26 protein-coding genes are annotated in these 25,464 nt (G+C 46.9%); 20 read left to right on the forward strand and 6 right to left on the reverse strand.

What is annotated here, in order from left to right; translation table 11 throughout:
• Positions 1 to 150 precede the first annotated feature (150 nt).
• A complete protein-coding gene (locus AC2TDN_RS01970; protein ID WP_484686847.1) occupies positions 151 to 1,137 on the reverse strand; it encodes a metal-dependent hydrolase in 987 nt (328 codons plus the stop codon).
• Between the two features lie 86 nt (positions 1,138 to 1,223).
• On the opposite strand from AC2TDN_RS01970, the gene AC2TDN_RS01975 reads away from it, so the two are divergent.
• Positions 1,224 to 1,532 carry a hypothetical protein gene (locus AC2TDN_RS01975; RefSeq protein WP_482064969.1) on the forward strand — a complete coding sequence of 103 codons (309 nt, stop codon included), beginning with the start codon at positions 1,224 to 1,226 and terminating at the stop codon, positions 1,530 to 1,532.
• Here the strand turns inward: AC2TDN_RS01975 and gerQ are convergent.
• On the reverse strand, positions 1,529 to 2,119 hold the full coding sequence (gene gerQ, locus AC2TDN_RS01980) for a spore coat protein GerQ (protein WP_482064968.1): 591 nt from the start codon (positions 2,117 to 2,119) through the stop codon (positions 1,529 to 1,531). The genes AC2TDN_RS01975 and gerQ overlap by 4 nt on opposite strands.
• Before the next feature lie 37 nt (positions 2,120 to 2,156).
• On the reverse strand, positions 2,157 to 2,579 hold the full coding sequence (locus AC2TDN_RS01985) for a cell wall hydrolase (protein ID WP_482064967.1): 423 nt from the start codon (positions 2,577 to 2,579) through the stop codon (positions 2,157 to 2,159).
• A gap of 240 nt (positions 2,580 to 2,819) precedes the next feature.
• On the opposite strand from AC2TDN_RS01985, the gene cyoE reads away from it, so the two are divergent.
• Entirely contained in the window at positions 2,820 to 3,698 is an 879-nt protein-coding gene (gene cyoE, locus AC2TDN_RS01990; protein ID WP_482065316.1) for a heme o synthase, read from the forward strand.
• 24 nt (positions 3,699 to 3,722) lie between these two features.
• Complete coding sequence (locus tag AC2TDN_RS01995; RefSeq protein ID WP_484686848.1) at positions 3,723 to 4,328, forward strand: SCO family protein; 606 nt, start codon at positions 3,723 to 3,725, stop codon at positions 4,326 to 4,328.
• On the opposite strand, the gene AC2TDN_RS02000 is transcribed toward AC2TDN_RS01995, so the two are convergent.
• The 3 genes from AC2TDN_RS02000 to AC2TDN_RS02010 all read right to left on the reverse strand — a co-directional run bounded on the left by AC2TDN_RS02000 (position 4,325) and on the right by AC2TDN_RS02010 (position 6,260).
• On the reverse strand, positions 4,325 to 4,696 hold the full coding sequence (locus AC2TDN_RS02000) for a toprim domain-containing protein (protein ID WP_484686849.1): 372 nt from the start codon (positions 4,694 to 4,696) through the stop codon (positions 4,325 to 4,327). The two genes, AC2TDN_RS01995 and AC2TDN_RS02000, sit on opposite strands and share 4 nt — an antisense overlap.
• A 143-nt stretch (positions 4,697 to 4,839) precedes the next feature.
• Positions 4,840 to 4,959 (reverse strand): YjcZ family sporulation protein, encoded by a 120-nt coding sequence (locus tag AC2TDN_RS02005; RefSeq protein WP_482064964.1) that lies wholly within the window; start codon positions 4,957 to 4,959, stop codon positions 4,840 to 4,842.
• A gap of 140 nt (positions 4,960 to 5,099) precedes the next feature.
• Positions 5,100 to 6,260 (reverse strand): MFS transporter, encoded by a 1,161-nt coding sequence (locus AC2TDN_RS02010; protein WP_482064963.1) that lies wholly within the window; start codon positions 6,258 to 6,260, stop codon positions 5,100 to 5,102.
• A 161-nt stretch (positions 6,261 to 6,421) separates the two neighbouring features.
• Here AC2TDN_RS02010 and AC2TDN_RS02015 point away from each other — a divergent pair, with 161 nt between their 5' ends.
• From AC2TDN_RS02015 to AC2TDN_RS02095, 17 genes are all read left to right on the forward strand, one after another.
• A complete protein-coding gene (locus AC2TDN_RS02015) occupies positions 6,422 to 6,871 on the forward strand; it encodes a hypothetical protein (protein WP_484686850.1) in 450 nt (149 codons plus the stop codon).
• 5 nt (positions 6,872 to 6,876) lie between these two features.
• Positions 6,877 to 8,034, forward strand: coding sequence for a transglutaminase domain-containing protein (locus AC2TDN_RS02020; protein WP_482065315.1), 1,158 nt, complete (start codon positions 6,877 to 6,879; stop codon positions 8,032 to 8,034).
• 47 nt (positions 8,035 to 8,081) lie between these two features.
• The gene (locus AC2TDN_RS02025; RefSeq protein WP_484686851.1) at positions 8,082 to 10,178 is read left to right on the forward strand and encodes a peptidoglycan D,D-transpeptidase FtsI family protein; all 2,097 of its coding nucleotides are present in this window, start codon (positions 8,082 to 8,084) and stop codon (positions 10,176 to 10,178) included.
• Positions 10,179 to 10,372: 194 nt separating this feature from the next.
• A complete protein-coding gene (locus AC2TDN_RS02030) occupies positions 10,373 to 11,335 on the forward strand; it encodes a metal ABC transporter solute-binding protein, Zn/Mn family (RefSeq protein ID WP_484686852.1) in 963 nt (320 codons plus the stop codon).
• Positions 11,336 to 11,364: 29 nt separating this feature from the next.
• Positions 11,365 to 12,180 (forward strand): metal ABC transporter ATP-binding protein, encoded by an 816-nt coding sequence (locus AC2TDN_RS02035; protein WP_482064959.1) that lies wholly within the window; start codon positions 11,365 to 11,367, stop codon positions 12,178 to 12,180.
• A gap of 3 nt (positions 12,181 to 12,183) precedes the next feature.
• The gene (locus tag AC2TDN_RS02040; RefSeq protein WP_482064958.1) at positions 12,184 to 13,125 is read left to right on the forward strand and encodes a metal ABC transporter permease; all 942 of its coding nucleotides are present in this window, start codon (positions 12,184 to 12,186) and stop codon (positions 13,123 to 13,125) included.
• The gene (locus tag AC2TDN_RS02045; RefSeq protein WP_482064957.1) at positions 13,122 to 13,991 is read left to right on the forward strand and encodes a metal ABC transporter permease; all 870 of its coding nucleotides are present in this window, start codon (positions 13,122 to 13,124) and stop codon (positions 13,989 to 13,991) included. The genes AC2TDN_RS02040 and AC2TDN_RS02045 overlap by 4 nt, the downstream gene beginning before the upstream one ends.
• Before the next feature lie 232 nt (positions 13,992 to 14,223).
• A complete protein-coding gene (locus AC2TDN_RS02050) occupies positions 14,224 to 15,651 on the forward strand; it encodes an ABC transporter substrate-binding protein (RefSeq protein WP_482064956.1) in 1,428 nt (475 codons plus the stop codon).
• 183 nt (positions 15,652 to 15,834) lie between these two features.
• Positions 15,835 to 16,587, forward strand: a complete 753-nt coding sequence (locus AC2TDN_RS02055; RefSeq protein ID WP_484686853.1) for a Cof-type HAD-IIB family hydrolase — start codon at positions 15,835 to 15,837, stop codon at positions 16,585 to 16,587.
• A gap of 7 nt (positions 16,588 to 16,594) precedes the next feature.
• Positions 16,595 to 17,077 carry a DUF456 domain-containing protein gene (locus AC2TDN_RS02060; RefSeq protein ID WP_482064954.1) on the forward strand — a complete coding sequence of 161 codons (483 nt, stop codon included), beginning with the start codon at positions 16,595 to 16,597 and terminating at the stop codon, positions 17,075 to 17,077.
• Between the two features lie 30 nt (positions 17,078 to 17,107).
• Positions 17,108 to 17,833 carry a ThuA domain-containing protein gene (locus AC2TDN_RS02065; RefSeq protein WP_482064953.1) on the forward strand — a complete coding sequence of 242 codons (726 nt, stop codon included), beginning with the start codon at positions 17,108 to 17,110 and terminating at the stop codon, positions 17,831 to 17,833.
• Positions 17,834 to 17,853: 20 nt separating this feature from the next.
• On the forward strand, positions 17,854 to 19,497 hold the full coding sequence (locus AC2TDN_RS02070) for a putative polysaccharide biosynthesis protein (RefSeq protein ID WP_484686854.1): 1,644 nt from the start codon (positions 17,854 to 17,856) through the stop codon (positions 19,495 to 19,497).
• A gap of 342 nt (positions 19,498 to 19,839) precedes the next feature.
• Positions 19,840 to 20,538, forward strand: a complete 699-nt coding sequence (locus AC2TDN_RS02075) for a response regulator transcription factor (protein ID WP_484686855.1) — start codon at positions 19,840 to 19,842, stop codon at positions 20,536 to 20,538.
• A 60-nt stretch (positions 20,539 to 20,598) separates the two neighbouring features.
• Entirely contained in the window at positions 20,599 to 21,924 is a 1,326-nt protein-coding gene (locus tag AC2TDN_RS02080; RefSeq protein ID WP_484686856.1) for a sensor histidine kinase, read from the forward strand.
• A gap of 94 nt (positions 21,925 to 22,018) precedes the next feature.
• On the forward strand, positions 22,019 to 23,242 hold the full coding sequence (locus AC2TDN_RS02085; protein WP_484686857.1) for a polysaccharide deacetylase family protein: 1,224 nt from the start codon (positions 22,019 to 22,021) through the stop codon (positions 23,240 to 23,242).
• A gap of 118 nt (positions 23,243 to 23,360) precedes the next feature.
• Positions 23,361 to 24,980, forward strand: a complete 1,620-nt coding sequence (locus tag AC2TDN_RS02090; RefSeq protein WP_484686858.1) for a copper amine oxidase N-terminal domain-containing protein — start codon at positions 23,361 to 23,363, stop codon at positions 24,978 to 24,980.
• 69 nt (positions 24,981 to 25,049) lie between these two features.
• Positions 25,050 to 25,397 (forward strand): thioredoxin family protein, encoded by a 348-nt coding sequence (locus AC2TDN_RS02095; protein ID WP_482064947.1) that lies wholly within the window; start codon positions 25,050 to 25,052, stop codon positions 25,395 to 25,397.
• Positions 25,398 to 25,464: the final 67 nt, after the last annotated feature.

The raw sequence follows: 25,464 nt of genomic DNA on the forward strand, positions 1-25,464 counted from the left end.
TATAATGCTTAAAATATGCTTAAAATACGACACCCTGTACCGGTTTTTCAGTACAGGGTGGTATTGTTCATCCTAGCCTTTCCTTTGTTTCAAGAAAACATAAGTTCTTCAGCGTCCTCTTTTGCAGCTAAGGGCTCTCAGGCGTACATGTCAATAAGTATCCATTCGCAATCGTTTCATTAACCGTTCGTCGCTTAGCCAGCCAACATAGGAGCCGATGGTTTCATAGCTTTTGTTCATCAGCAATACCCCGACGAATGGATATTGCTTGCGGTGACGATACCGAACGTCGCACCATCTTACCTCATAGCCCCATTGATGCTCACGGACATCTGCGCAAGCGAAGCTCGTGAAATACAAAAAGGAGCGTATGGCTGGATCGTTCTTGGATTTTGCGACTGCGGGATGCTCCGAGCATTGCACGCGGTCAAGCCATAGCAAGGTGTCATTTCGCAAGTTGCCGATGACGAAGCTGCCATTTTTCACTTGCTTGACGACGTTCCATATCGTGAGCGATATGGTCGGAATCGCGATATAGACATCACCTTCCTGATGCTCGGCATCGAGCGATTTCATTTTTTGTACCGTGCTCTTGGCTGTGATCGTTCGCCATACAAAATAGACGGCTAGAAATAAGTACATAAGCGGAAATAAAAATGCAGGATTTACGAACCCGCCAGCCCAAAGTAAAATGGCAATGACATGTATTGTGAAGATGATCGGATCAAAAATATGGATAATGTTCCATGAGATCCATTTATCTGTAAAAGGACGCATCGCCTGCGTGCCATACGTATTGAACAAATCGGTAAAAACATGAACGCAAACGGCAAGAAGTACCCAGCCTCCAATATGAAGCCATGGCAGGCTGCCGCGGTAAAATAATTGAAGAATGCCGGTGATCAGAATCGTCCATATGGCGATTGCGGGCAAGGAATGTGAAATGCCGCGATGGTTGCGAATATATACGGCATTTCCTTTTAATCGAAGAAGACCGTCCAGATCCGGCGCTTGCGAACCGATTACCGTGCCGAGCAGGACGGCTGTCTGAATCGATTGATCTGCAGCAACTACAGGATCGATGGCCGCGAGTCCGGCGAGTCCGATTCCCATAACAAGATGTGTGCCTGTATCCATGTTGAGTCCTCCCAATCAGATGATTAGGAGTAGTATCGACGGAGCGGGGGAACTTTATCAATGAAAGCAAAAGGAGACTGAAGGCAATGTTTATTTGTTTTGCAGAATACCGTATTTCGGAGGAATGGCGGGAGCAGTATCTTGTATATACGAGCCGGCTGCTTGAAGAAGGCCATGAGGTGCATTTATATGAAGGAACAGATCAGCCTGGCCTTTTCGTGGAGGTATGGAATGCATCAAACGAGGAGCAAGCGGAACAAATCAAAAAAGAACGCTGCAATGAGCGTTCCCCTTGGTTCCGAGTATCGGAGTGGATTGTTGGCGGACCTGCGAAGATGCATGTGTGGACCTTTAAGCCGGCACATCCGATCAACGGCGCGGCAGCTTCGGATTAGCGGCTGGAATTTACAGTGCCAATCGTAGCCATGCCGAGCGGAGTGGAAGAGCTTACTACGCTGCCTTGGAATGGATATTCGTAAGCGATTGGCTCATCGAAAGTGACATAATCCAAATTAAGCGTTAAAAGTAAGTAACGCATACCGGTTGTCGGATCGCTGATGATGATGTGATCGCGTCCGGCAGCCTCGATGATTCCTTTGAAAATCTTGGCGTTCCACTCGCGATTGTTCTCGTATGTCATATAGAAGGTAGCCATTTTGCCGCGGTTCAAGCGTAAAATGTTCTCAACATAAGACTCCTCAACTGCAGGAAGCGTGACGATGTTGCCGCCTGATGGCGTAACAAATGAGCCGCTAGGGATGGAGGTTGGGGGCACTTGCTGCATCGTCATTTGCTGCATAGGCATTTGCTGCATAGGCAATTGTTGCATGGGCATTTGCTGCATCGGCATAGCAGCCGGGAACGTCGTAGCCTGACCGCCCATTGATTGTGGATAATTGCCATATCCTCCGTAGCCATATCCATGAATTGGTGCTGCATTTGCTGGACTTACCTGATTTTTGTTGCCGTAACCGTTAGACATGTTGAAACTCCTCGCTTTCACACATTAGAAATAGAATTTAATAGACGGAAGGGCAGTCTGCTTGTGTAGGAACAAAGAAGCAATGCGCCTTAAATCTTCCGCTATTTCCTTGGTCGTACCATGTATTAGGGCAGTTGCCTGCTGGACGGAAAAACCAAAGCGCATTGGAAGCCGGGTGTTGACGCTCCCCGTTGATAACCCGCTTTGCCAATCGAATTTCTTTATCGCGTGCACTTTGGTAAAAGTAGCCTTTAACCGTTGCCTCGAAGCCGCCTGGCTTTTGAAATACCATGTCTGGTATGGAGCGAATGTTTCTAAAGTCCAAGCAATTTCCACGTACGCGGTTTACGCCGACATTGCCAACCATGAGCATTCCGAGCTCACCTTCCCCTTCAGCTTCAGCGCGCATGAGCCTGGCGAGCATCTTCGTATTCTCGGAGTTCGTTTTAATGACTGCCATAGACTTGATGGTTCACTTCCCTTCGCATACTTTAGAAAGGTTTGATGCCCGGATCGGCATAGGCATCAAACTACATAGTTATAGTATTGAGCACCCGGCAAATTGGTTACTAAATGATTTGTCACAATTAACGTGGCAAAATGATGAACATAGCCGTCGAACATTGTCATTGCATTCTTTTTTCGGTATGATTAAAAACGATTCATCAATGAATGATAGACGCTACTCGCGTCTTGTCGCATAACTCGGGAGGCTCGCTTCGTGCTGAAAGACTTAATTGCATTGACAAAACCGCGGCTACTTCGACTTAATGTGTTTGCTGCACTAGGTGGTTTCTTGGTTGCTTCTAAATGGGATATTGATATCCTATTGCTCATATGGGCGCTAGTCGGTTCAACCTTGACGATAGCGTCGGCCACCGTCATAAATAATTATTGGGATCGGGAACTCGATCTAAAGATGGAGCGTACGAAGGATCGCGCGCTGCCGACCGGTCGCATGCAGCCAGGAACGGTATTGATTTATGGTATTATTTTAGGAATCGCTGGACTGCTTATCTTGTTTGTACTTGTTAACCCGCTATCGGGCTGGCTTGGGCTGCTGGGATGGTTCGTATACATCGTCATTTATACGATGTGGCTAAAGCGGACGTCCACGTGGAGCACATCAGTAGGTGGAATCTCAGGGGCGATGCCGCCGGTTATTGGATACTGCGCGGTTACAAATGAGGTTGATGCGGGTGCTTGGATATTGTTTGCTTTGCTGTTCCTCTGGCAGCCTGCTCATTTCTGGTCGCTTGCCATTCGCAGAGTAGAGGAGTATCGTGCTGCAGGCTTTCCTTTGCTGCCTGTTGTGAAAGGAATCAAACGGACTAAGCTGCAAATGATCCCTTATATTTTGCTGCTGCTGCCAACGGGCATTTTGTTTTATACGTATGGGTATGTAGGCATTTATTTCTTAATAATATCCATTCTTGGAGGTGCGGTATGGCTCGTCCATACGCTGCGCGGAACTGGTGCCAAAGATACGGAAAAATGGGCAAAAACAAACTTTCTTATTTCAGTTAATTACTTAATGATCATATTTTTAGCTATGATTCTAAATACGACGGGATCATAATCATTGCTTTAAGGAGTGACGGGCGTGGATTTTGTGAAGAAGCATAGCTTCAAGATAGCCGTTCTTGCGCTATGTGCAGCCATGGGCATTTATTTATTTATAACATACGGCATGCCGGAGAAGGAGACGCTTCCGATCGAGAAGGCTGCTCCGGCTTTCGAGCTGTCGGATCTAGATGGCAACGAGGTAACGCTCGCATCCACTAACGGCAAGGCGCGCATCGTATACTTCTACTTTGCCAATTGCCCGGATGTATGTCCGCCTACTACCTTCCTGCTGTCGCAAGTACAGGATCAGCTTGAAGCTGAAGGCAAGCTCGGCACGAAGGCTGAGCTCATTTCGATTACGTTCGATCCGGTTCGCGATACGCCTGAAGTTATTCGGGACTTTGCGGAGCGTCATTTTGCAGACTTGAACGGCTGGCGGTTCCTCCGCGGCGATGAAGCAAAAACGATGCAGCTTGCAAAAGACTTCGGTTTAGGCGTAATCAAAAACGAAGACGGCTCTTTTACTCATATGAATGTGATTACCATTGTTGATAAAGAAGGACAAATACGCAAATGGATCAATGGCAGCAAAGAGGAATTAACGGCTGACCAGATCGTTGCGGAATTGAACAAGATTCTTTAAAACTCATCTTTGCTCCAAATGGAAGCGGGACTCTGCGCAGGGTACAGAATATGCGCATCGAGGCCCGCTTTTTCTAATTGCTCGATTAAATATTCCTCAGGCGTATGCTCGACGCCGGAATAGCCTCTGCGGGTGTAAATATGCTCGGCATCGGGAAAAACGTCGCGCAGCAGGAACCGAATCCGCTTGCCGGATGAATCGTTGTCGGTAAAGATATAAGCCTGATCATACCCAACCTGTTTGCGAAGCTTGTCCAGCTGCTCAGCGCCAGGCGTACCGAAGGTGCAATAAATAGGTACATCAGGATGGAGGACGCGCTTAAGGCGCGATTTATCATTTTTTCCTTCTACAATTATGGCGATATTCATCGAAGTCACCTCGGGAAAGTGAATAATGGTGGAGAGATTCTGCCTAAAGACAGTTTACCACCGATTATACATTTTACCGATAGCTAATTGAATGAAGACCAAATAGTAAAAGCCTGCGCGGGGGCAGGCTTTTTTCTCATATGCTAATACATACAGGTGCACGCAATGATTACGAGCAAGATAAACAATACGAGAATGATGCCAAGATTCGATAAGCCATTGTTTCCACCACCACGATTTTCGGAACTTACATGTCCAGACATTTATGGAGTCCCCCTTTTCCTTTACGTAAGATCTTCGTCGTCGATGACCATATGCAGCTAATGTCCTCTTTCCGACTGGTCATTTGCCATAATGCATCATATGTACCTACGAGAGATTAGCCCTGTGCATATACCTAGGCCTACGAAAAATGGGTGCGGGAGGAAAGCGTGCGCGAGATATGAAACGGGAGTACGGCCACAGCGATCATTAATGCAATAAAAGCAATATAATAAGGCGAAATGTAGTCGCGGACTTGTCCCGCAGCCATCGGTCCAATAAATGCGCCAACGGAAAATGCGATGGATAGCACGGAAAACGTACGCCCGTAGCGGGCTCCGCCGCTAAGCTCAATTAGAAGTGTTGACAGTGCCGGTAAAATGACCCCTTTGGCCATCCCGACAAAAAGGAGCATCACAGTGAGAGGGGCCGGCGTATCAAAGGCGATGCCAAAATAGATTATCGCTAGAATAAGGGAGCCCCATAAGGTTCGCTGATAGGCGGATACCCGGTTTAAAAAAAGCATGCTTAGCGTAACGAGAGCCCCGATGCTGACTACTGAGAACAAGAGTCCAGTCGTCATCATGGCTTCCTGTGATTTGGCGAGCAGCGGAAGCTCAAACGAGAGTATGCCTTGCGCGCAGCTCAGAGCAACGGGAAGCAAGTAGACAAGCCATGAAATAGGCGTAGCTTTCTCAAGCGGCAGCTTTTCTTTTTTTGCCTGGCTCGCTGCTTTACCCGCTGGCTCGACTTGCGCCCGAACATCTTTTATAAAGAAGAGAGCGCAAATGGATGTCACGATCAGCACCCATCCAAGCATCGTAAATGCGGTCGTAAATCCGATTTTGGCAACGAGGTAGGCACCTGCCGCAGGCGATACGACGGATGCAAGCGTATGAACGAGCCCATTGCCTGCCATGAGCTTTCCTTGCTCTGTTCGGTCGCTCGTTATTCTAGCTAGCAGCGAGAGGCAAGCTGGCGACAGAAAGGCTAATACAAAGCCGCTTATGGAGCGAAGGATCAGCAATTGCCAGGGGTTCGTCACATGCGACTGGAAGAGGAGCACGACACCTGCAGCCATGAGGCTGAACACGATAAAAAACCTGCTGCCATAACGGTCAACGCCGAAGCCCGCGATAAGATTGCCGGGCAAATGCGTAATGGAATACATGCCCATCATAAGTCCGATAAAGGAAGGCGCTGCGCCTAAAGAAATGGCAAAAGGCGTTAAAATCGGGTATTGCGCATGCAGATCGAAAAAGGCGACAAACAAAAATAAATAAAGCCAAACAGCGGTTTTCACAGGGCTGCCCTCCTTGCCGAATAAACTCTTATATACTTGTACGTTTAATTGGGACAGGATATGTCTGGATAAAAAGGAAGCGAGCGTTTACGCCCTAAATTTCGTAGGGTATAATATTTTGTAATGGCATTTTGTACGAGGTATAATGGAGGGGATCAGGTTTGGAGTTTTTGAATTTTTCGACATATGATTTGGATACTTGGACAGCGTTTTTCAAAGAGCATTGGCTAGTGCTTGTCATTGCGCTTATCGTACTGCTCATTATTGTCAGAATCGTAAAAACCGTTTTGAAATGGGCGATCGTCGCGGCAATCGTGCTAGGTATTGTCGTGTATAGCGGCTATAGCATGGATGATCTGAAGGCGATTGGCACAACAGCGGTAGACACGATGAAGCAGGAAGCGGTTAATGCCATGGTAGGCGAGGCAAAGGATGCGACCTTCGTGACTAACCCTGACGGTACCTTTACGGTAAAAACCAAAAATGTAGAGCTTTCCGGGGAGGCTGGCGCTTCAGAGGTTTCCGTATCATTTCGCGGGACCGAGCTTGGCAAGCTGGATATAAGCAGTGCGATACAAGCCTTCATTGACCAAGCGAAGCAGAACGGGTAATGCTAATGACCAGTTGGGTTCAATTATTTAGAGAGCCGGAGCCTATTGCCATTATCGTTCTTGTGCTGCTGCTTGGCTCTCTTGTACAAGGGCTCAGGAGAGGCGCATCGGGTTCCGCGAGGCGCCTTTTCTTTTTTGTATGGGAAGGCGTTGTTTTGGTCGCTTGTTTGGTGCTGGCAGCACAGCTTACAAATGTTTTATCTCCCGTCATCGCAAAATGGCTAATTGAACGCGTGAAGGTTCCGCAGCATGAGCTTAGCGGCTTGGAACAAGCGTGGTTCACTTTGCTGACGAGCTTGCGGGATTTTGGACTGCTGCGCTATGGCGTCTTGTTTCTGCTCGGGTATTTGCTGCTGCGCACATTGGCGGCATTTCTGGAGCCATTAGTTGCGCGCGGCGTAGAGATTATATTGCGCAGCGACAGAGAAGAGCAGGTTGCCGGCTCGCGGGGCAAGAGAAGCGCAAGCCGTGCTGCAGGCGCAATAATCGGGGCTGCGCACGGTGCAGGACGTTCATTCATTTTTGTTGCTCTGTTATTCGTTTATGTATCTCTTATTCCAAACGGCTGGTATGTCGACAAAATATCCGAATCGCAGATCTACAATAAAGCGGCCGCATGGCTGAGTCCGGTTGCGGGCGAGGTGCTGGCTGGTCAAGGACCCGTGCTTACCAAAGCGGTAGAAGCGCAGTTCCAGCAAATTTTACAACGAAAATATGAAATTATTGATTATGCCATTCCTGCCGAGATCGAGCAGGCCGCCCTTTACGTGACGAAGGATGCGGAATCGAAGGAAGATAAGGCGCGCAGCCTCTACGAGTGGCTAGGCACAAGAATTGCGTACGATTATGACAAAGCCCGAAATTATGAGGAACAGGGCATTTGGAAGGAACAAACTCCGCCCGAGACATTTGATACGCGCAAAGGCGTATGTATAGATATAGCTCGTTTGTATGCGGTAATGGCTAGGTCAGCTGGTCTAGAGGTGCGAGTGGTAACGGGTATGGGCGCTGACGGCAGAGGCGGCTTTGGTCCGCATGCTTGGAATGAAGTGCAAATTGGTGATGGCGACGGAGGCTGGATTCCGCTGGATGCCACCTGGGCAAGCGCAGGAGACTGGTTTAATCCGCCGTCATTTGATGATACTCATATTCGAGATGCTTAGCCAGGCCAAAAGGTTAATTTTATTTAATGGATATGAGGTGATTCAACGTGCAAGATGATCCGCAAAAGCGGGAGATTATAAATCGGCGTCATTTTTCGTTTCGATTGAACTTATTTTTCTTTGTAACATTCGCATTGTTCAGCGTTTTAATTGTTCGGCTCGCGATCTTGCAGTTCGTAGAGGGTCCTACGCTTAGCGCGGAGGGTCTTCGCAAAGCTACGCGGAGTGACAAGATTCCACCGATTCGCGGCAATATTTACGATTCTACGGGCTATCCAATCGCTTATTCAACCTCAACCCAATCCTTGTATTTCAGCATTCAGCCTGAGCCTAAGCTGGAGGATGCCAAACAAAATGCGCGGGATATGGCTGCTAAATTGATAAAGGTATTCTCCGAATTCGGAGATCCTGAAAAGGCAATGACGGTGGATGATATTATCCGTCAAATGGACCTTGATTTTAGACGGAACAACATTTCAACGCCAAGGCGCATAAAATCCGGCTTGACGAATGACGAGATCGCTTATTTCATGGAAAACCGCACCGCGTTTAAAGGCATCGACATCATGGAGGAAAGCGTTCGGAATTATGACACGGACACGATTGCCGTGCAGCTCGTCGGTTATCTGAAGAAATATAAAGGCGTCAGGGAAACGCTTGATTTCTACAAGGAAAAAACGACGGAAGAGGATGAGACTCTTCAGTATTTAGAAGAAGAGGATGTGGGCATGGACGGCCTTGAGTTTATGTATCAAGACGTTCTGCGCGGGAAAAATGGCTTGAAGACGTACCCGGTCAACAATGCTGAGCGCATTATAGGCCCTATGCAAATTACGACTCCTGAAAAGGGCTCCGACATTTATTTAACCATTAATAAAAACGTGCAATTAAAGACAGAGACTGCCATTATGGATCAGCTGAAAAAAATAACGAAATCAACGAACAAATATGAACGCGCCGAATATGCACAAACGGGATTTGCTGTAGCGATGGAAGTCGATACGGGAAAAGTCGTGGCGATGGCGAGCATGCCGGACTATAATCCGAATATTTGGGCGGGTGGAAGCATTAGTCCAGCGGATTATGATAACTTCTCAAACATATTGTCTAACGGGACGATCCGTACCGTTTATGGAAAGTACTCGGAGAAGGAACGCAGAGAGCATCCTTCTTCAATCGTACCGCTTGGCTCTACTATGAAGCCTCTTTCGGTACTTATCGGCTTGAATGAGAAGCTGTTTACGACAACCGAGCAGTTTCATGATACAGGGGTGTTCACGTTCGGTAAATCGGGCTATGAGCGCAAAATTAAAAACTCGCAAAATAAAGTATACGGCTACATCGATGGTGCGGAAGCGATTGAACATTCTTCCAATCCATTTATGGCATCAATGGTTGGCAATAAGCTTTACTCGCGAGGCACCGTGAACGGCAAGAGCAGTGTTGAGATTTGGGATGATTACATGAAGCAGTTCGGACTTGGCGTGCTTACAGGCAGCGGCCTTCCGAACGAATTGAAGGGCGTTATCGATTATTTTGATTCTGCTAAGAGGTTTAGTACTCAATCTGCGCTTATTTTTGCCTCATTCGGTCAACAAGGCCGTTATACGACGCTGCAGCTTGCCCAATATACAGCGATGCTTGCCAATCACGGCAAACGGATGAAGCCGCAATTTGTTAATCAAATAAAGGACTCAGACGGGAATGTCGTTCAAGGCTATACGTCTGAAATTTTGAATGAGGTAAATTACCCCGACAAATATTGGAAAGAGATTGAAGCAGGCATGTCCAAGGTTAGCTCGCAAGGCTTCGAAGGCGTAGATTACAGCTATATGCGGAAGACAGGTACATCGGAGCAGGATGTAGCTAAGCGTACGGCTGAGAATGCGGTTTTTATTGCCTTTGCACCTGCGGATAAACCTAAGCTTGCGGTTGCGGTCGTTGTGCCGGACGGCGGCTTCGGCGGCTATGGAGCTTCGCCAATCGCGCGTAAAATTTTTGATGCCTATGACGAGGAAATTGGTTTATATGGCGTGCCTAAGAAAAAGGCAAATGACAATGCAAATGCTAATGGTACAGGAACAAATGAAAACGTGGCAAACGGAGAGAATGCCGGTAATGCCGGAACAGGCGCGAATGAATAATGAATCGCTTTAAGCAGGCTGGAGCATAAGCTCCAGTTTTTTTATATTTGTAAATGCGGGTATTTTTTAAAATAAAAGTTGCACTAGAGAAACATTTTTGTGTATTATAAACAAAGAGGCAGAAGGCAAACTAATTTCATAAGGGCTAACTAATGAGCATATAAAAAATGACAAGGAAGCTGGAGGTTTTATTTATGCGTAAAACGTACAAGGCAAATTCAGCTCTTCGCAGATTCATTATGACCATTATATTTTTGGCGGTAACGGCAATTGCAACATCAGCCTGCGGTCAGCAGCAATCGACATCTGAGGGCGGCGGCAAGCTAAACATTACAGCGACTACGGGAATGATTGCGGATGTTGCCCAGCAGGTAGGCGGCGAGTTTGTCGAAGTAAGCGGCTTAATGGGAGCGGGAATCGATCCCCACTTGTACAAAGCGTCTCAAGGCGATGTGAAGAAGCTGGATGATGCGGACATCATCTTTTATAACGGATTGCATTTAGAGGGCAAAATGGCTGAGATGTTCGAATCGCTGGAGAAACGCAAGCCTACGGTTGCTGTATCCAAGTATTTGACGGAGGAACAGCTGCACGCTGCCCCGGGACAAGGAGCAGGCATGCATGACCCGCATATCTGGTTTAATGTAAAGCTTTGGATTTCTGCAGCGGAAGTCATTCGCGATACATTGGCGGAGAAGGATGCTTCCAACGCAGATTACTACAAAGAGCGTGCAGCGACCTACATCAAACAGCTCGAAGAGCTGGATAGCTATGCGAAGGAGCAAATCGCCTTAATTCCTGAAGCGAGTCGCATATTAGTAACGGCTCACGATGCTTTTGGGTATTTTGGCGAAGCATACGGGTTAACTGTCACGGGTTTGCAAGGGATGAATACGATGTCTGAATACGGATCGAAGGATGTCAGCAAGCTGCGCGACTACTTGGTCGAGAAAAAAATCAAAGCTGTCTTTATTGAATCCAGCGTTCCCAAAAAATCGATTGAAAGTGTCATTGAAGGAGCGCGTAAATTAGGCCATGAGGTGAATATTGGCGGAGAGCTCTTCTCCGACGCAATGGGTGATGCGGGTACGGAGGAAGGAACGTATATCGGAATGGTGAAGCACAACGTCGATACGATTGTAGCCGCCTTGAAATAGCAAACAATGAGCAATGAAAGCGAGTGATAATGATGAGCCAAACTTATACAGCAGTGAAGACTCAGCCTAATAAGACGACGATAGCACCGCTTGCCATCAAGGGATTAAGCGTAGCGTATCAGAAGAAGCCGGTGCTTCGCAATGTTTCCTTTGAAGTAAGCGAAGGCGAGCTTGTCGGTGTAATCGGACCGAATGGAGCCGGAAAATCGACGCTGATGAAGGCGGCGCTTGGTCTTATTCCGAGCATCGGCGGTGAAGTGCTAGTCTACGGAAAGCCTTATAAGCAGCAGCGGAAAATAATCGGTTATGTGCCGCAGCGCGAATCAGTTGATTGGGATTTCCCGACGAATGCGCTTGATGTCGTGCTAATGGGCCGTTATGGTCATTTGGGCTGGTTTCGCCGTCCTGGCGCGAAGGATAAGGCGTTAGCGATGGAGAGCCTGAGCAAGGTCGGAATGGCGGATTATGCAGGCAGGCAAATCAGCCAGCTGTCAGGCGGACAGCAGCAGCGCGTGTTCCTGGCGCGCGCGCTGGCGCAGGATGCGAAGCTGTATTTTATGGATGAGCCCTTCGCGGGCGTTGACGCCGCAACGGAGAAAGCGATTATTACCCTTCTTCAGGAGCTGAAGCTGCAGGGGAAAACCGTTATAGTCGTGCATCATGATCTTGCGACCGTACAGGATTATTTCGACTCTGTTCTTCTGCTTAATGTGGAGCTTCAAGCCTATGGTCCGACGGAGCAAACCTTTACACAAGAAAAATTACAGCGCACATACGGCGGGAGACTCGCCTTTCTTGATCGCAGCCTTCAGCCTCCGTCTTATCATGGCGGAAAGGGTGAGTGAGCTATGGATAAAATATGGTCAATGCTGGCTGATCCGAACATGCAGTGGATCTTTCTTGGCTGCACGATGCTTGGGCTAAGCAGCGGAGTAATCGGATGCTTCTCTTATTTGCGCAAGCAAAGCTTGATGGGCGATACGCTCGCTCATGCAGCTCTGCCCGGAATATGTATCGCTTTTATGCTTACGGGAATCAAATCGATAGGTATATTTTTGATTGGTGCGGGTATTGCCGGCATAGTCGCAACGTTCGGCATCGGGTATGTAACGAGAAATTCCAAGCTTAAGCAGGATGCGGCAATGGGCATCGTGCTGTCAGGTTTTTTTGGACTCGGAATTGTGCTTCTTACATTAATTCAGCATGGCAATTACGGCAATCAAGCAGGGTTGGATAAGTTTCTGTTCGGCCAGGCGGCATCGATGATCGCCTCGGACGTTATCACGATGACAGTTGTCTGCGTGTCGCTTATTACGATATGCACCCTGCTCTTTAAACAATTTAAAATCATTTCCTTTGATCCGGGCTTTGCCAGAGGCATCGGCTATCCGGTAGCTTTTCTCGAGCAATTGCTTATGTTTCTTATTGTAGTAGCTGTCGTTGCCGGCATACAGGCGGTAGGAGTCGTGCTCGTAGCGGCGCTCCTTATCACGCCTGCCGTATCTGCGAGATATTGGACGGACCGACTAGGGCTTATGGTCGTATTGTCAGGCTTGTTCGGAGCTGTCAGCGGAGCAGCAGGTACATGGATTAGTGCATCTGTATCCAATTTGCCGACCGGGCCCGTAACGGTTCTAGCAGCTACGCTGCTCTTCTGTTTTTCGATTCTGTTCGGCCCTCAGCGCGGCTTGATTGCCAAGCGGCTGCTGCGCCAAAAAGTAAAGCAGCGCTTTATAAGAGAAAACGAGCTGCATCTTGAGAGCGGCGTGAAGAAGGAGGCTGCCCTATGAGCGACTTTTGGATTTTGCTGACGGGGGCGCTCGTAGCTAGCTGCTGCGGCGTTCTAGGCGTATTTCTTGTGCTTCGCAAAATGGCGATGATAGGCGATGCGATTAGCCACTCTGTCATGCCGGGTATCGTTATCGCATTTTTGCTAAGCGGCTCTCGCGATTCGCTCCTTATGATGTTCGCTGCACTCTTATGCGGGTTGCTGACCACATTTCTCATTCAAATGTTCCAGCAAAGCGGCATTCAATCGGATGCGTCAATCGGAGTAGTATTTACGTCTTTATTCGCCATTGGGGTCGTACTCGTCAGTTTATATGCGCGTCAGGTGCATTTGGACCAGGATGCCATTTTGTACGGTGAAATTGCTTATGTGCACTGGAATATTTGGGAGCTAGGCGGCATCAGTATGGGGCCGAAGGCCGTGTGGCTGCTAGGAGTAACCCTCTTTGTCATCGTGACGGTAATCGCATTATTTTACAAGCAATTCAAGCTATGTGCATTCGATCCGGCGCTTGCAGCAGCAATCGGCATTCCTGTAGCTGTTTTTCATTATTTGCTGATGGGCCTCGTCTCGATGGCAACGGTCAGCTCCTTTGAGAGTGTAGGTGCTATTCTTGTCGTAGGCTTGCTGATCATACCGGCCTCCACTGCTTATTTGCTTACGGATCGCCTTGGAATCATGATCGCACTGAGCGTAGCTGTTGGCGTTGCTAGTTCGTTTATCGGTTACGGGGCTGCCGTCATGCTGGACGCATCGATAGCGGGCTGCATGGTATGCGCGGCAGCGCTGCTGTTTGTCATTGCATTTCTATTCTCGCCTTCGCAGGGCGTTATTATCAAGAAGCTGCGCATGAGAAGACTAGCCTAATCGTAGAGGGATAAATGGACGGTATATAGTGAAAAGCATCCGATTATGGGATGCTTTTTTTTTGTATAAATCGAGCGTTATACAGGTAGTATGCCTTTGCAATTTAGCGGAGCCTGCTCCTTTTTTATTGATTTCCTCCTAAAAATGATTAATATATGCAACTTTTATCCAGTAAGAAACGTTCTATATTTGTTACATATTAGGAGATAATAAAGGAGAGAGGAAATCTAAAATGAAAGCATTGTCTAAATTTGTTTTGCCGTTTGTAATCATTGCTATTATTTTATCAGGCTGCAGCTTCGGAGGAGACGGTAAGGGAGCAGATAATAATCAGCCATCGACTCTGAAAGTTATGTATTACGATGAAAGTGCTTTTTTCCAGGAATACGGCATGGTGTTCTCCGCTTTGCACCCAAATGTTGAAATTGAAGTTATATCTACTCAAAGTATGTATACAGGTGATATGAAGGACTATGAAGCTGTACTGGACAAGCTGATTGAAGAGAAGCAGCCTGATATCCTTATGCTGAATCCAGAACAGTACAAGAAGATGGCGCAGGATAACAAGCTTTATGATCTTGATGCTGTGATGGAGAAAGAGAAATACGACACTGAAGGGCTCATCCCAGGCATGCTTGATTATTTGAGAGAAGAGGGCGGCGGCAAGCTGTACGCTATTTCTCCGAATTTTTATAGCCAGGTGTTATTCTATAACAAGGATTTGTTTGAGAAATACCAGATAGAGCTTCCAACCGATCGAATGAGCTGGGATGCTGTACTGCAGCTTGCCCGCCGCTTTCCGACAGATGGGGAACCTAAGGATCGAATCTACGGTTTGAAAATGGGCTATAACGAGGAGCTATTCGACGTAGCAAGCATGTTTGCTTCTTCCGAAGGCGTTAATTTTGTGAATGCGGCGCAAAAGCAGATGACGATTAATACAGATTCATGGAAGCATGCGCTCCAGACTGCACTAGATGCGATCGATTCGAAGGCACTCTATTTTGAAAGCATGAATAATCAAGAATCAAACATGGGGCAATCGTATGAGGATTATTTGCTAAGGGATCCTTTCTTATCCGGGCGCTTGGCAATGGCAATTGGAGATAACAATTTTATCTCTCAAATTAAGCAAGCAAGCAGCAATGAAAAGGTTAAGGATAAAATTATTAAAAATTGGGATTTGGTTACCGTTCCTGTCGGACAACAAAATCCGGATCAATCCAGTATGATGTCGTTTCATAATTTGTTTGCAATAAAAGCGGATTCCCCGAACAAGGAAACGGCATGGGAATTCCTTAGCTATGTGACTAGTGAGGATTACGCTAGGGTAAAAACGAAGTCCAATAACTATGGCGGCATGCCGGTTCGAACGAAATTTATAACAGATCCTGAAGGACGAAATTACGCGGCATTTTATAATTTGAAGCCAAGCAATAACAATAGTTATCGAGATTTTGACAAGCTGCCTCAAAGTTTCTTTGGAGAGTTTAGAATGGCTGCCCAGAAAGAGCTTCAGAAGGTGAAGGATGACAAGCAGACTGTTGAGGAAGCGCTTGGCATTTTGCAGGTAAAAGGTCAGGAGATGCTCCTCAAGGAGGACCCGGTCGTTTCGGAAGAGGCGCCTTCAACTGAAGTGAATACGACCGTTGTCGAGTAAGGAATCGGGATGAGGATCTAGGGAGCAAGCCTTCGCTTCTATGCGGGGGCTGCTCCTTTTTGTTATGTTCCTATGATGTTTGAAATTGTGGAGCTACTTTCATTTGGAATCTGTCGCAAATGTGCTAAAATAATTTACTAGCTAGGTAAATAAGTGATACGGCTTTTACGAGGAGGCACAATATTGGGAGATTACAAATTGCTTGCGCTCGACATGGACGGGACGCTGCTGAATGAGCAAAGTGAAATTAGCGTTGAAAACGCGGAGTGGATTCAAAAAGCACTTGATGCAGGAGTTATTGTCAGCTTCTCAACCGGACGGGGCTTTCGCAGCGCGCTGCCTTATGCAGAGCAGCTGAAGCTGGAGACGCCTATGATTACGGTAAACGGCAGTGAAATATGGCATCGTCCACATGTGCTGCATAAGCGCACGCATCTCAGCGCTGTCTATGTGCAGAGGCTGCATGAGCTAGCGCTTTCGCATGGCGAGCCGTGGTTCTGGGCATATACGGCCGATGATATTTTTAATAAGGAAAAATGGATTAGCCCCGCCGTTGATTATGCGTCGCATCATTGGCTGAAGTTTGGCTACTACACGGAGGATGACAGCATCAGAGAGAAGCTGCTTGCCGAAGTGCAAAGCTGGGGAGCGCTTGAGATTACGAATTCCTCGCCTCATAATTTGGAGCTTAATCCACTTGGCATCTCAAAGGCAAGCGCGCTTCAAGAGCTATGCGGCCTGCTCAATATCGAAATGTCGCAGGTTATTGCTGTTGGCGACAGCTTAAATGATATTGCCGCTATTCGTGAGGCAGGTCTAGGCGTGGCAATGGGCAATGCCCAGGAGGCTGTGAAGGAAGCGGCTGACTTTATTACATTTACGAACAACGAGCATGGCGTAGCAGAGGTAATCAAGCGGTACCTTTTGAAGGGATGAGGAACGAATGGATATTTTAGGCTGGACATTAGTCATATTGCTGTTTGTTGTAGGGATGGCCGGGGCTATTTATCCAATCCTGCCCGGAGCACTTGCCATATATGGCGCATTTTTTGTTTATGGTTGGTTTTTTACGTTTAGTGAATTTGGCTTTTTGTTTTGGAGTTTTCAGACGATCATTGTTGTTGTGCTGTTTATCGCCGATTATGCCGTCAGCGCCTGGGGCGTCAAACGATTTGGCGGCTCGCGAGCCTCGGTTATCGGCAGTACGATCGGCCTTATCTTTGGACCTTTTATCATTCCTGCGTTTGGTCTCATTATCGGTCCCTTTGTTGGTGCTGTAATTGGAGAAGTTATTATCGGAACAAACTTTAAAAATTCGCTAAAAGTTGGACTTGGATCGGTCGTCGGTTTATTCACGAGCGTTGTTGTGAAGTTTATTTTGCAGTTGGCTATGATCGTGCTGTTTGTGTTGTGGCTTGTTTTCTAATTGGAATGAAATGAAAAGGTGGATAAGACTATGATTAAAGTAACGGTTTGGAATGAATTTTTACATGAGAAGATTCACGATGAAGTGAAGAGCGTCTATCCAGACGGCATTCATCAAGCTTTGGCCAAAGGCGTTGCAAGCGGCGACATTGAAGTTGCTACAGCTACGCTGGAGGAGCCTGAACACGGGCTTACTGAGGAGCGTCTAGCGAATACGGATGTTCTGATTTGGTGGGGACATATGGGGCATGATCAGGTGGATGATGCCATTGTGGAGCGTGTGCAGCAGCGCGTACTTGCGGGCATGGGCTTGATTGTCCTGCATTCCGGTCATTTCTCGAAAATTTTCAAAAAGCTGATGGGTACGGGTTGTGATCTAAAATGGCGTGAAGCAGGCGAGAAGGAGCGTATTTGGGTCGTTAATCCAGCTCACCCGATTGCAGCGGGCTTGCCTGAGTACATCACGATTGAGCATGAGGAAATGTATGGCGAGCACTTCGACATTCCAGCGCCGGATGAGCTTGTATTCGTAAGCTGGTTCGAGGGCGGAGAAGTATTCCGCAGCGGCTGCACATTTAGTCGCGGCCAAGGCAAAATCTTTTATTTCCGTCCGGGGCATGAAACATACCCAACTTACTATAACCCGCAAGTGCTGCAGGTCATTCAGAATGCTGTACGATGGGCAGTACCATCGAACACGGCTGTGCCGGTTCGCGGCAACCACCAGCCGCTTGAGCCCATTGGCAATAAAGGATAGGGAGACTTGGACAGACCATTATGTTAAAAAAAGACTCATTAATTAAAGGCACATTAATACTGGCTGCCGCTGCGCTGATCGTGCGGTTTCTTGGGCTATTCCAGCGTATTCCGCTCGATTATATGCTGGGCCCTGCGGGCCAGGCGGCCTTTAATTCTGCTAACACGATTTATTTATTGCTTCTGACTATCGCTACCGGAGGAATTCCGCTCTCCATTAGCAGAATGATCTCAACACGTTATGCACTCGGCAGGCCCGATGAAGCTAAGCGTATTTACAAAGCGGCATTGATGTTCGGAACCGTAACTGGGCTGCTTCTTGCTACTGCTATGTTTGTCTTTGCACCTGCCTATGAAAGAATATCCAAGGTTCCGGATTCGATCTTATCCTTGCAGGCTATCGCGCCTGCGCTGCTTTTGTTCCCAATAATCGCGATGATGCGAGGTTATTTTCAAGGCAGACAAATTATGTCCGCAGGCGGCATTTCGCAAATTATGGAGCAAATTTTAAGGCTGATCGGCGGTATCGGGCTGGCGCTGATTGTACTCGGCTGGGGTTGGGGCGATAAGTATGGAGCAGCGGCAATTGCCTTCGGCTCCGTACTCGGAAGTATTGGCGCCTTCTCGGTCATGATGTGGTTTTGGCGTAAGCTGAAGAAGCAGGATCGAGCTGAGCTTGCAAAATCCTCGGCTGCGGGACAGGATAAACTGCAAAGTCCAAGGTCCAACTTGCCTTATCGTACGATTTATAAAGAGATATTCCGTACTTCCATTCCAGCTGTTGTTACGGCAATGACAGTGCAGTTTTTGTACTTTTTTGATACGACGCTGTTTATGCGGCTGACGCAGTCTTTCTATAATGAAGATTCGGCAACGAGAGTTTTGGCGGATTATACGACGAGGGCGATGGGGATTGCCGGCATACCGCCGATTTTGGCAATTGCGCTTGGGGCATCGATTATTCCAGTCATTTCATCAGCTTTTTCACTTAACAATATGAAGGAAGTGCAACGTCAATCCTCGCTTGTTATGCGGATCGTTTGTTTTACCGGTGTACCGGTTGCTTTGTTGCTGACTGTAGCTTCTTATTCCGTTACGGGCTTGCTCTTTACGAGCCCAGGCGGCAGCGGCACAGTAGCTATGCTTACGGCGGGTGCGATTTTTCAAATTACGATGATGACGTCCAATTCGATTTTGTATGGATTAAATCAGCCTAAGCTGCCTATGAACCATACGTTTATCGGATTGGGGCTTAAAGTAGTTTCAAGTATTGCGCTTGCGCCGTTACTTGGCGTATATGGCCTTATTATTGGTTCAACCATTTGCTTTATCGTCATTACTGTGCTTAATATAAGAGTGATTAAGAAGGAAGTTAAGCTGAACGTGCTAGGCAGCAAATGGCTTGCCTATATGGCAGCAATTGCTGTGCCAGCCTTGGCTGGCTGGGGCGCGGAATACGGCGTGCTGGCACTGACGGAGTCATGGGCGAACAAGCTGTCTTATTTGGCAGCGGGAGCAGTGACATCGCTAGTAGTCGGCGGACTTTACGTCATCTTGCTGGCAGCGCTCCGGGTCATTACGCCGGAGGATGTTCGGTCATTCCCTGGGCCGCTGCGGAAGGTATTAAATCTTATTTTAAAACCATTCTATAAAAAAGCGGTTTAAATTTGTTTAAGAGAAAAGGATGCAGCCCGTCAAACGGGCTGCGTCCTTTTTCTGTTTACTGGCAGGTTGGGGAGCAGGCAATAAGCACGTATATGCTCTTACAGCGTAAAAGTAACGTGAGTTTGATGTTTGTAAGAACCTATAGGTGCTTATTGAGCGAAATCGACGTGTGAGTTAGGTCGAAAGCAGGCTGTAAGCACGTATATGCACGCAATAATGGGTTGTTCCAGAAGCGGCAACTGCTGATAGCTGGAACTGTCTATTTTCAATTTTCTGAAAATAACCAAATGATGGATATCGTGCTATATTTATGAATAGTAACAATTTGAAAGGAGTATAGGGATGAATAGGGAAACGATTCTTATGGTAGACGATGAAAAAGAAATTTTAAGCTTGATGGACATTTATTTTAATAATGATGGTTTTACGATGTTGAAGGCGTCTAACGGACTTGAAGCGCTGGAGCAGCTAAAAAATCATAAGGTTGATCTTATTATTTTAGATGTGATGATGCCAGTTATGGATGGTCTAGAGGCCTGCATGAAAATTCGTGAAAAAAATCATATACCAATCATAATGCTTTCTGCTAAAACGCAGGATATCGATAAAATTTCCGGCTTAAGCCTCGGTGCAGACGAATATGTAACTAAACCCTTTAGCCCGCTGGTGCTGCTGGCAAGCGTCAAATCGCATATACGCAGAGCGAAGCAATTTCATGCCAATTCCGTTATTAACGTCAATGAAATAATTAACGATGATCTGATTATCAATATTGCGACGCATACCGTTACTGTCGATCAGGAGGAGATCAAGCTCACTCCTCGCGAATTTGCAATTCTTAAGCTGCTTGCGGTCAATCGGGGCATCGTTTTGAGCATGGATAAAATTTATGAGGAAGCTTGGAACGAGCCGTTTATGGAATCCAAAAACACGGTCATGGTCCACATCCGCAAAATTCGCGAAAAAATTGAAAAGGATACTCAAAATCCGAAGTTTATAAAAACGGTATGGGGGATCGGCTATAAAATGGAGGCGCTATAGCAGTTGCTTCCAGCTTGTAAGGTAAGTTAGTCTAGCGAACATATAAATAAAGGTGATGACATGATAAACCTAAATAGCAAATACATTGCCGCTGCTTTAAGCTTATGTGCTGCATTGCTGCTTGCGGTCATAGCTCGTTTGTTGATTACTTTCATGATCCATATTCCGCCGTACGACGAGCCGTTGCAATGGATCGTAGAGAATATCGGTTCTACCGCAATGATGATTACTGCTGTTATCGTGCTTTTTGGCATCAGCTATTGGAAGCTGGTAAACCGCAGTGAAAAGGCGATGGGCAGCAAGCTGTTCCGTACGATTCGCTGGACGTTTATGTATGCTTTTCTAAAAAGTTTAGGACTTATGATTTGCTTCGTCATTGCGGGGCATTTGATCGCTTATGTTCTCATACAATATACATCCTTTGACCGAACCTTGGTTTGGATCGTGAATCATATCGGCTCTGCGCCTGTTATTGCGATTGTTGGCTGCTTGCTGTTTCTTGCCTTCTTTTTCTGGACGAGCAGGAATATGATGTTGTATTTAAAAGAAATACGCCAAGGGCTTCAGCAGATGGCAGCCGGAGAGCTTGATCATGTTATTCCGGTCAAAGCCGCTGATGAGCTTGGAGAGATCGCCGGCAGCATCAACATTCTAGGCAAGCAATTCCAGCAATTGCTGCAGGAAGAAAGAAACGCCGAGAAAACGAAAAATGATTTGATAACCGGCGTTTCGCATGATCTCCGCACACCTCTTACGTCCATATTGGGGTTTCTAGAGCTTATCGAGAACGATCGTTATCAGGACGAGGTGGAGCTTCGTTATTTCGTAAACATTGCCTTCGAGAAATCGCAGCATTTGAAGCGATTAATTGACGATTTGTTTGAATACACGAAGCTGAACAACGGCATGCCGCTCGCTTTAGCGGAGCTGGATATCGTGGGTTTCACGATGCAGCTCACCGAGGAATTTGTCCCAAGTCTGGAGAAGGCGGGGATGAGCTGCCGCATCCAAACAGCAGAAGAGGCCTTATGGATTATGGCTGACGGCGATTTACTCGTGCGCGCCTTCGACAATCTCATAGCCAATGCGATTCAATACGGCCATGTTGGAAAATCGATTGATATTCGTATTGAGAAGACGCGAGATGAGGCGATTGTTCAAATCGTTAACTATGGCGAACAAATTCCAGCTAAGGATGTTCCCTATATTTTTGATCGTTTTTACCGTGTTGACCAAGCCAGGTCTGCTGAATCGGGAGGCACCGGGCTTGGTCTTGCGATTACGAAAAGCATCATCGAGGCTCAGGGAGGCGCTATTTCGGTTAGCAGCACTGCGAAGGAAACGATATTTGAAACACGGTTTCCTCTGCCGCATAGCAAAGTTTAAGAATTCGTTAAGCAATTGGTAAGCGAAAAGATGCCCGGCCGATAAGATCCGTCCTCTACACTACTCATTAATTAGACCAAGGAGGAGAAGTTAAATGGATCGTATAAGGCAAACTGCGATCGCAGCCGTAATCGCGACAGCTATGATGGTGGGATGGTTGATGACGGGCTGCTCGAATGAAAAGAAGGTAAATCTTCAATTTGTAATCAACGATACAAAAATGGAGACTAAAGCGTCCGCGCTCATCCGTGACGGCAGACTGATGGTGCCGGAGAGCTATCTTGAGCAAATATCTCAAAAACAAATTGAATGGCTGAACCTGCCTCCAAAAAACAATGCTGCCTATTATTCGGATCAGGTAGCCGTGCTTATGTATCATGATATCGCACCGAACCCTCTTGACGATTCCATTATAGCTCTCGAGCGATTTGAGAAGCAGATGAGCCTATTGAAGCAAAGCGGATTTCAAGTCATTAGTCTGGAACAATATGAAAGCTTTATACTATCGAATGGCGAAGTGCCGGATAATGCGGTATTGATTACTTTTGATGACGGCTATGAAAGCTTTTATACGTTTGCCTTTCCTGTTTTGAAGAAATACGGCTACCCGGCTACTAACTTTGTCATCGTATCTTCGGTTGGCGACCGTACTAAGCCGCAAACAGCCAAGCTAACCTGGGATCAAATGAGGACCATGCAGCAAGAAGGGATGAGCTTTCGCAGTCATACTTATAATATGCATGTATATGGCGCGGTGAATGAAGCTGGCGATACAACGCCAGTCATGGTGAGACATATTTATGACAAAGTGAGTCAAAGGAACGAAACAGAGGATGAATACGTCAAACGTGTGGTCGAGGATTTGCAAAAAGCCGAGGAAATGCTGCGGAGTGAGCTGGGAAATACGCAAAGCGCACTCGCCTTTCCATATGGAGCCTACAACGCAGGTGCCTCAGAGCTAGCGAGTGCTTCAGGCATTCCGATAAAATTTAGTACAAAAGAAGGCATAAACTCGAGATTCCATCACACAGGCTACCGCATTAATGGTACGAAAGCAGGTGAAACCGAAGAACAATTGATCGATAAGCTGAAACGATTAGGCGGTCATGCGGAGAAAGACGGCAATGCAGCCATTATGATTATGGACGGACAAGAGGCTGTGGACATAGGCTTTTCCAAAAATGAAGATACACAAGAAAACATGATTTCTTTACGTGATTTTTGCCGTTTTTTCGACTGGACAATCGTTTGGAATGAGCGGCAGGAGCTCGTCGAGATCAAGATGCTTCAATCGCCATATTCAGAGGAAAAATCCTAACAAATTCGACAAAACTAGCTCTTTCCATACATTTACAATACATAGTGTCTCCTGTACAATAAGTAGAGTTTGTAAATAAAGCGGACTTATACTTGGCGTTATAAAAGGAGACGAATGAATGAAAAAATTTTTTGCAAAACCAAGCAAGCTGATTGTGCTATTATTAGCCTTCACGCTCGTTTTTGTGGCAGGCTGTCAGTCGGTTTCTAATCTCGATTTCAATACCGTGCTAAAAAATTCTCTCAAGGTAACATCGAGTGAAAGCAATCAATCGGTAGAGCTCAAGCTGCTCTTGGATGAAGCAGCGTACGAAGGCGCACCTGAAGAGCAGCTTGCGCTAATGAAGCTGGTTTCCAATTTGAAACTACAGCTTAATAACATAAAAGCACAGGATAACTCGCATGTATCCTTTGACGGCAATTTGATTTTGGGAGATGCAGCTTCTATTAAATTCTCGTTGAAAATGTCCGATAAGCTTGCGGTAATGGAGCTGGAGGGCGCGAAGCAGCCGTTCGTGCTTGATCTGACTAGCCAGGGCTTGCTAGGTTTGATGGGCATGTCTGACGTGACTGGCCTTCCTGAAGAAGCCGCAGCCGCATATGCTCCTACGCTGGATGAAGCCGCTCTAACGGAGCTGGGTCAACAAATGATCGATACGGTTGGCACTTATGTCATTCATAATTTGCCGAATCCGGAACGCATCGCAGTAAAGCCCGTGACGGAATCGATTTACGGCACCTCAACCTCTTTGATGCATGTGCATATCGATATGGATGGACCTGAGATTTGGGCGTGGGTGAAAAAATATGTGGACGCGCTTGTCGCTGACCGTGCGGGCTTGGATAAAATGATAGCTGGCGTGTTCGAAATTCTTGAAAAAAACCCGGATGTATGGGCAGCTGCCGGAACGATTAATCCTTTAGCGGACAGCGGTCTTGATGCTCCTGATTCAGCGGAAGCTTTGAAGGAAGCATCCGATGGCATGGCGCTTCTGCTGACTGAGCTACAGGGAGAGCTGAACCAGCTAGTTAAAGAGGATCAGGAAATGGTTGATCAAATCTTGAGCAAGGATTTAACGATTAAAGCAGACGTCTATGTCGACAGCAAGCTTGACATCCGTAAGCAAGCCTATGAGCTGTCTTATGTGCCAAGCGTGGAGCTGGCATACGGCGTGCTGCCGGTGAAAGGTTTGACAATCAAAGTCGTGAGCGAGTCTTGGAATGTGAACGGCGCGGTTAAAGCGAAAGCGCCAGTCGCATCGGAATCAGCAGTACCGGTAGCCAAATTATTCAACGCGCAGGGCTATCAAGTGCTCAAGCAGTTTAATGAGAACTCAACCGTTTATGACCTTCTTAAAAATAAGTTTCATATCAATAAACAGAACATGACTTGGGACTCATACCAGTATTATAATCCGGTCATTGTGACAGCCAGCCACGTAACGATCATTCCGCTTCGCGATACAATTGAACAGCTTGGCGGCACTCTTGCGTACGATAAGAAGACAAAAAGCTTAAAAGTATTTGACGATGCGACGAACACAACGATTTTATTGAAGAACGGGAGCGATGCTGCAGTCGTGAATGGCAAAAACGTAAAATGGTCATTCCCAGTCACCGTAATTGACGGAGTAACCTATGTTCCAGCTCGCAATTTGGCTTCTGCGCTGAAAGCAAAGATTGACTGGACTGTTATTAGCGACGAAATGAGAATATTTACGATTGATCGGGAAGTCTAAGCTGTAGCGAATGTAGTGAACAATAACAATACCGTAAAGATTCTAATATGATTAATTTAGAGGTGCCATATGAAAAAGCTAACGACGGATGAGCAGTTTCGCGAGGCAGTTGCCAGCGAAGGACTCACGATTGCCGTATTCAAAACGACCTGGTGCAAGGATTGTCACTTTATTGACCCATTTATGCCTGATTTGGAGCGTCAATATGAAGGAAAGGCTGCTTTCGTAGAGCTTGACCGCGATGACCTTCCCGACCTATGCTCCGAGCTGAACATTTTAGGCATTCCAAGCTTTATTGCTTTCCGGAAAAGCCAGGAGCTAGTGCGCTTCGTAAGCAAGCTGCGCAAGTCACGCGAGGAGATCGAGGAGTTTGTAGATCGAGCCATACAAGTCAGCGATGCGCTGACCCATAAGTAATCGCTGGTCCGCGCTTGAGGAGGAAGCATTTCTCTCGCGCGGGCTTTCCTTTTTTTATCGCGTTTCT

This window comes from Paenibacillus sp. Y660, assembly GCF_057221575.1.

Coding starts and splice junctions, on each gene's coding strand:
- AC2TDN_RS02030 (WP_484686852.1), top strand. CDS start 10,373: ATGCGTAAAACGTACAAGGCAAATTCAGCTCTTCGCAGATTCATTATG.
- AC2TDN_RS02070 (WP_484686854.1), top strand. CDS start 17,854: ATGTTAAAAAAAGACTCATTAATTAAAGGCACATTAATACTGGCTGCC.
- AC2TDN_RS02090 (WP_484686858.1), top strand. CDS start 23,361: ATGAAAAAATTTTTTGCAAAACCAAGCAAGCTGATTGTGCTATTATTA.
- AC2TDN_RS02050 (WP_482064956.1), top strand. CDS start 14,224: ATGAAAGCATTGTCTAAATTTGTTTTGCCGTTTGTAATCATTGCTATT.
- AC2TDN_RS02035 (WP_482064959.1), top strand. CDS start 11,365: ATGATGAGCCAAACTTATACAGCAGTGAAGACTCAGCCTAATAAGACG.
- AC2TDN_RS02060 (WP_482064954.1), top strand. CDS start 16,595: ATGGATATTTTAGGCTGGACATTAGTCATATTGCTGTTTGTTGTAGGG.
- AC2TDN_RS01970 (WP_484686847.1), bottom strand. CDS start 1,137: ATGGATACAGGCACACATCTTGTTATGGGAATCGGACTCGCCGGACTC.
- AC2TDN_RS02020 (WP_482065315.1), top strand. CDS start 6,877: ATGACCAGTTGGGTTCAATTATTTAGAGAGCCGGAGCCTATTGCCATT.
- AC2TDN_RS02045 (WP_482064957.1), top strand. CDS start 13,122: ATGAGCGACTTTTGGATTTTGCTGACGGGGGCGCTCGTAGCTAGCTGC.
- AC2TDN_RS02000 (WP_484686849.1), bottom strand. CDS start 4,696: ATGAATATCGCCATAATTGTAGAAGGAAAAAATGATAAATCGCGCCTT.
- AC2TDN_RS02065 (WP_482064953.1), top strand. CDS start 17,108: ATGATTAAAGTAACGGTTTGGAATGAATTTTTACATGAGAAGATTCAC.
- AC2TDN_RS02005 (WP_482064964.1), bottom strand. CDS start 4,959: ATGTCTGGACATGTAAGTTCCGAAAATCGTGGTGGTGGAAACAATGGC.
- AC2TDN_RS02080 (WP_484686856.1), top strand. CDS start 20,599: ATGATAAACCTAAATAGCAAATACATTGCCGCTGCTTTAAGCTTATGT.
- AC2TDN_RS02095 (WP_482064947.1), top strand. CDS start 25,050: ATGAAAAAGCTAACGACGGATGAGCAGTTTCGCGAGGCAGTTGCCAGC.
- AC2TDN_RS02040 (WP_482064958.1), top strand. CDS start 12,184: ATGGATAAAATATGGTCAATGCTGGCTGATCCGAACATGCAGTGGATC.
- AC2TDN_RS02075 (WP_484686855.1), top strand. CDS start 19,840: ATGAATAGGGAAACGATTCTTATGGTAGACGATGAAAAAGAAATTTTA.
- gerQ (WP_482064968.1), bottom strand. CDS start 2,119: ATGTCTAACGGTTACGGCAACAAAAATCAGGTAAGTCCAGCAAATGCA.
- AC2TDN_RS01985 (WP_482064967.1), bottom strand. CDS start 2,579: ATGGCAGTCATTAAAACGAACTCCGAGAATACGAAGATGCTCGCCAGG.
- AC2TDN_RS02085 (WP_484686857.1), top strand. CDS start 22,019: ATGGATCGTATAAGGCAAACTGCGATCGCAGCCGTAATCGCGACAGCT.
- AC2TDN_RS01975 (WP_482064969.1), top strand. CDS start 1,224: ATGTTTATTTGTTTTGCAGAATACCGTATTTCGGAGGAATGGCGGGAG.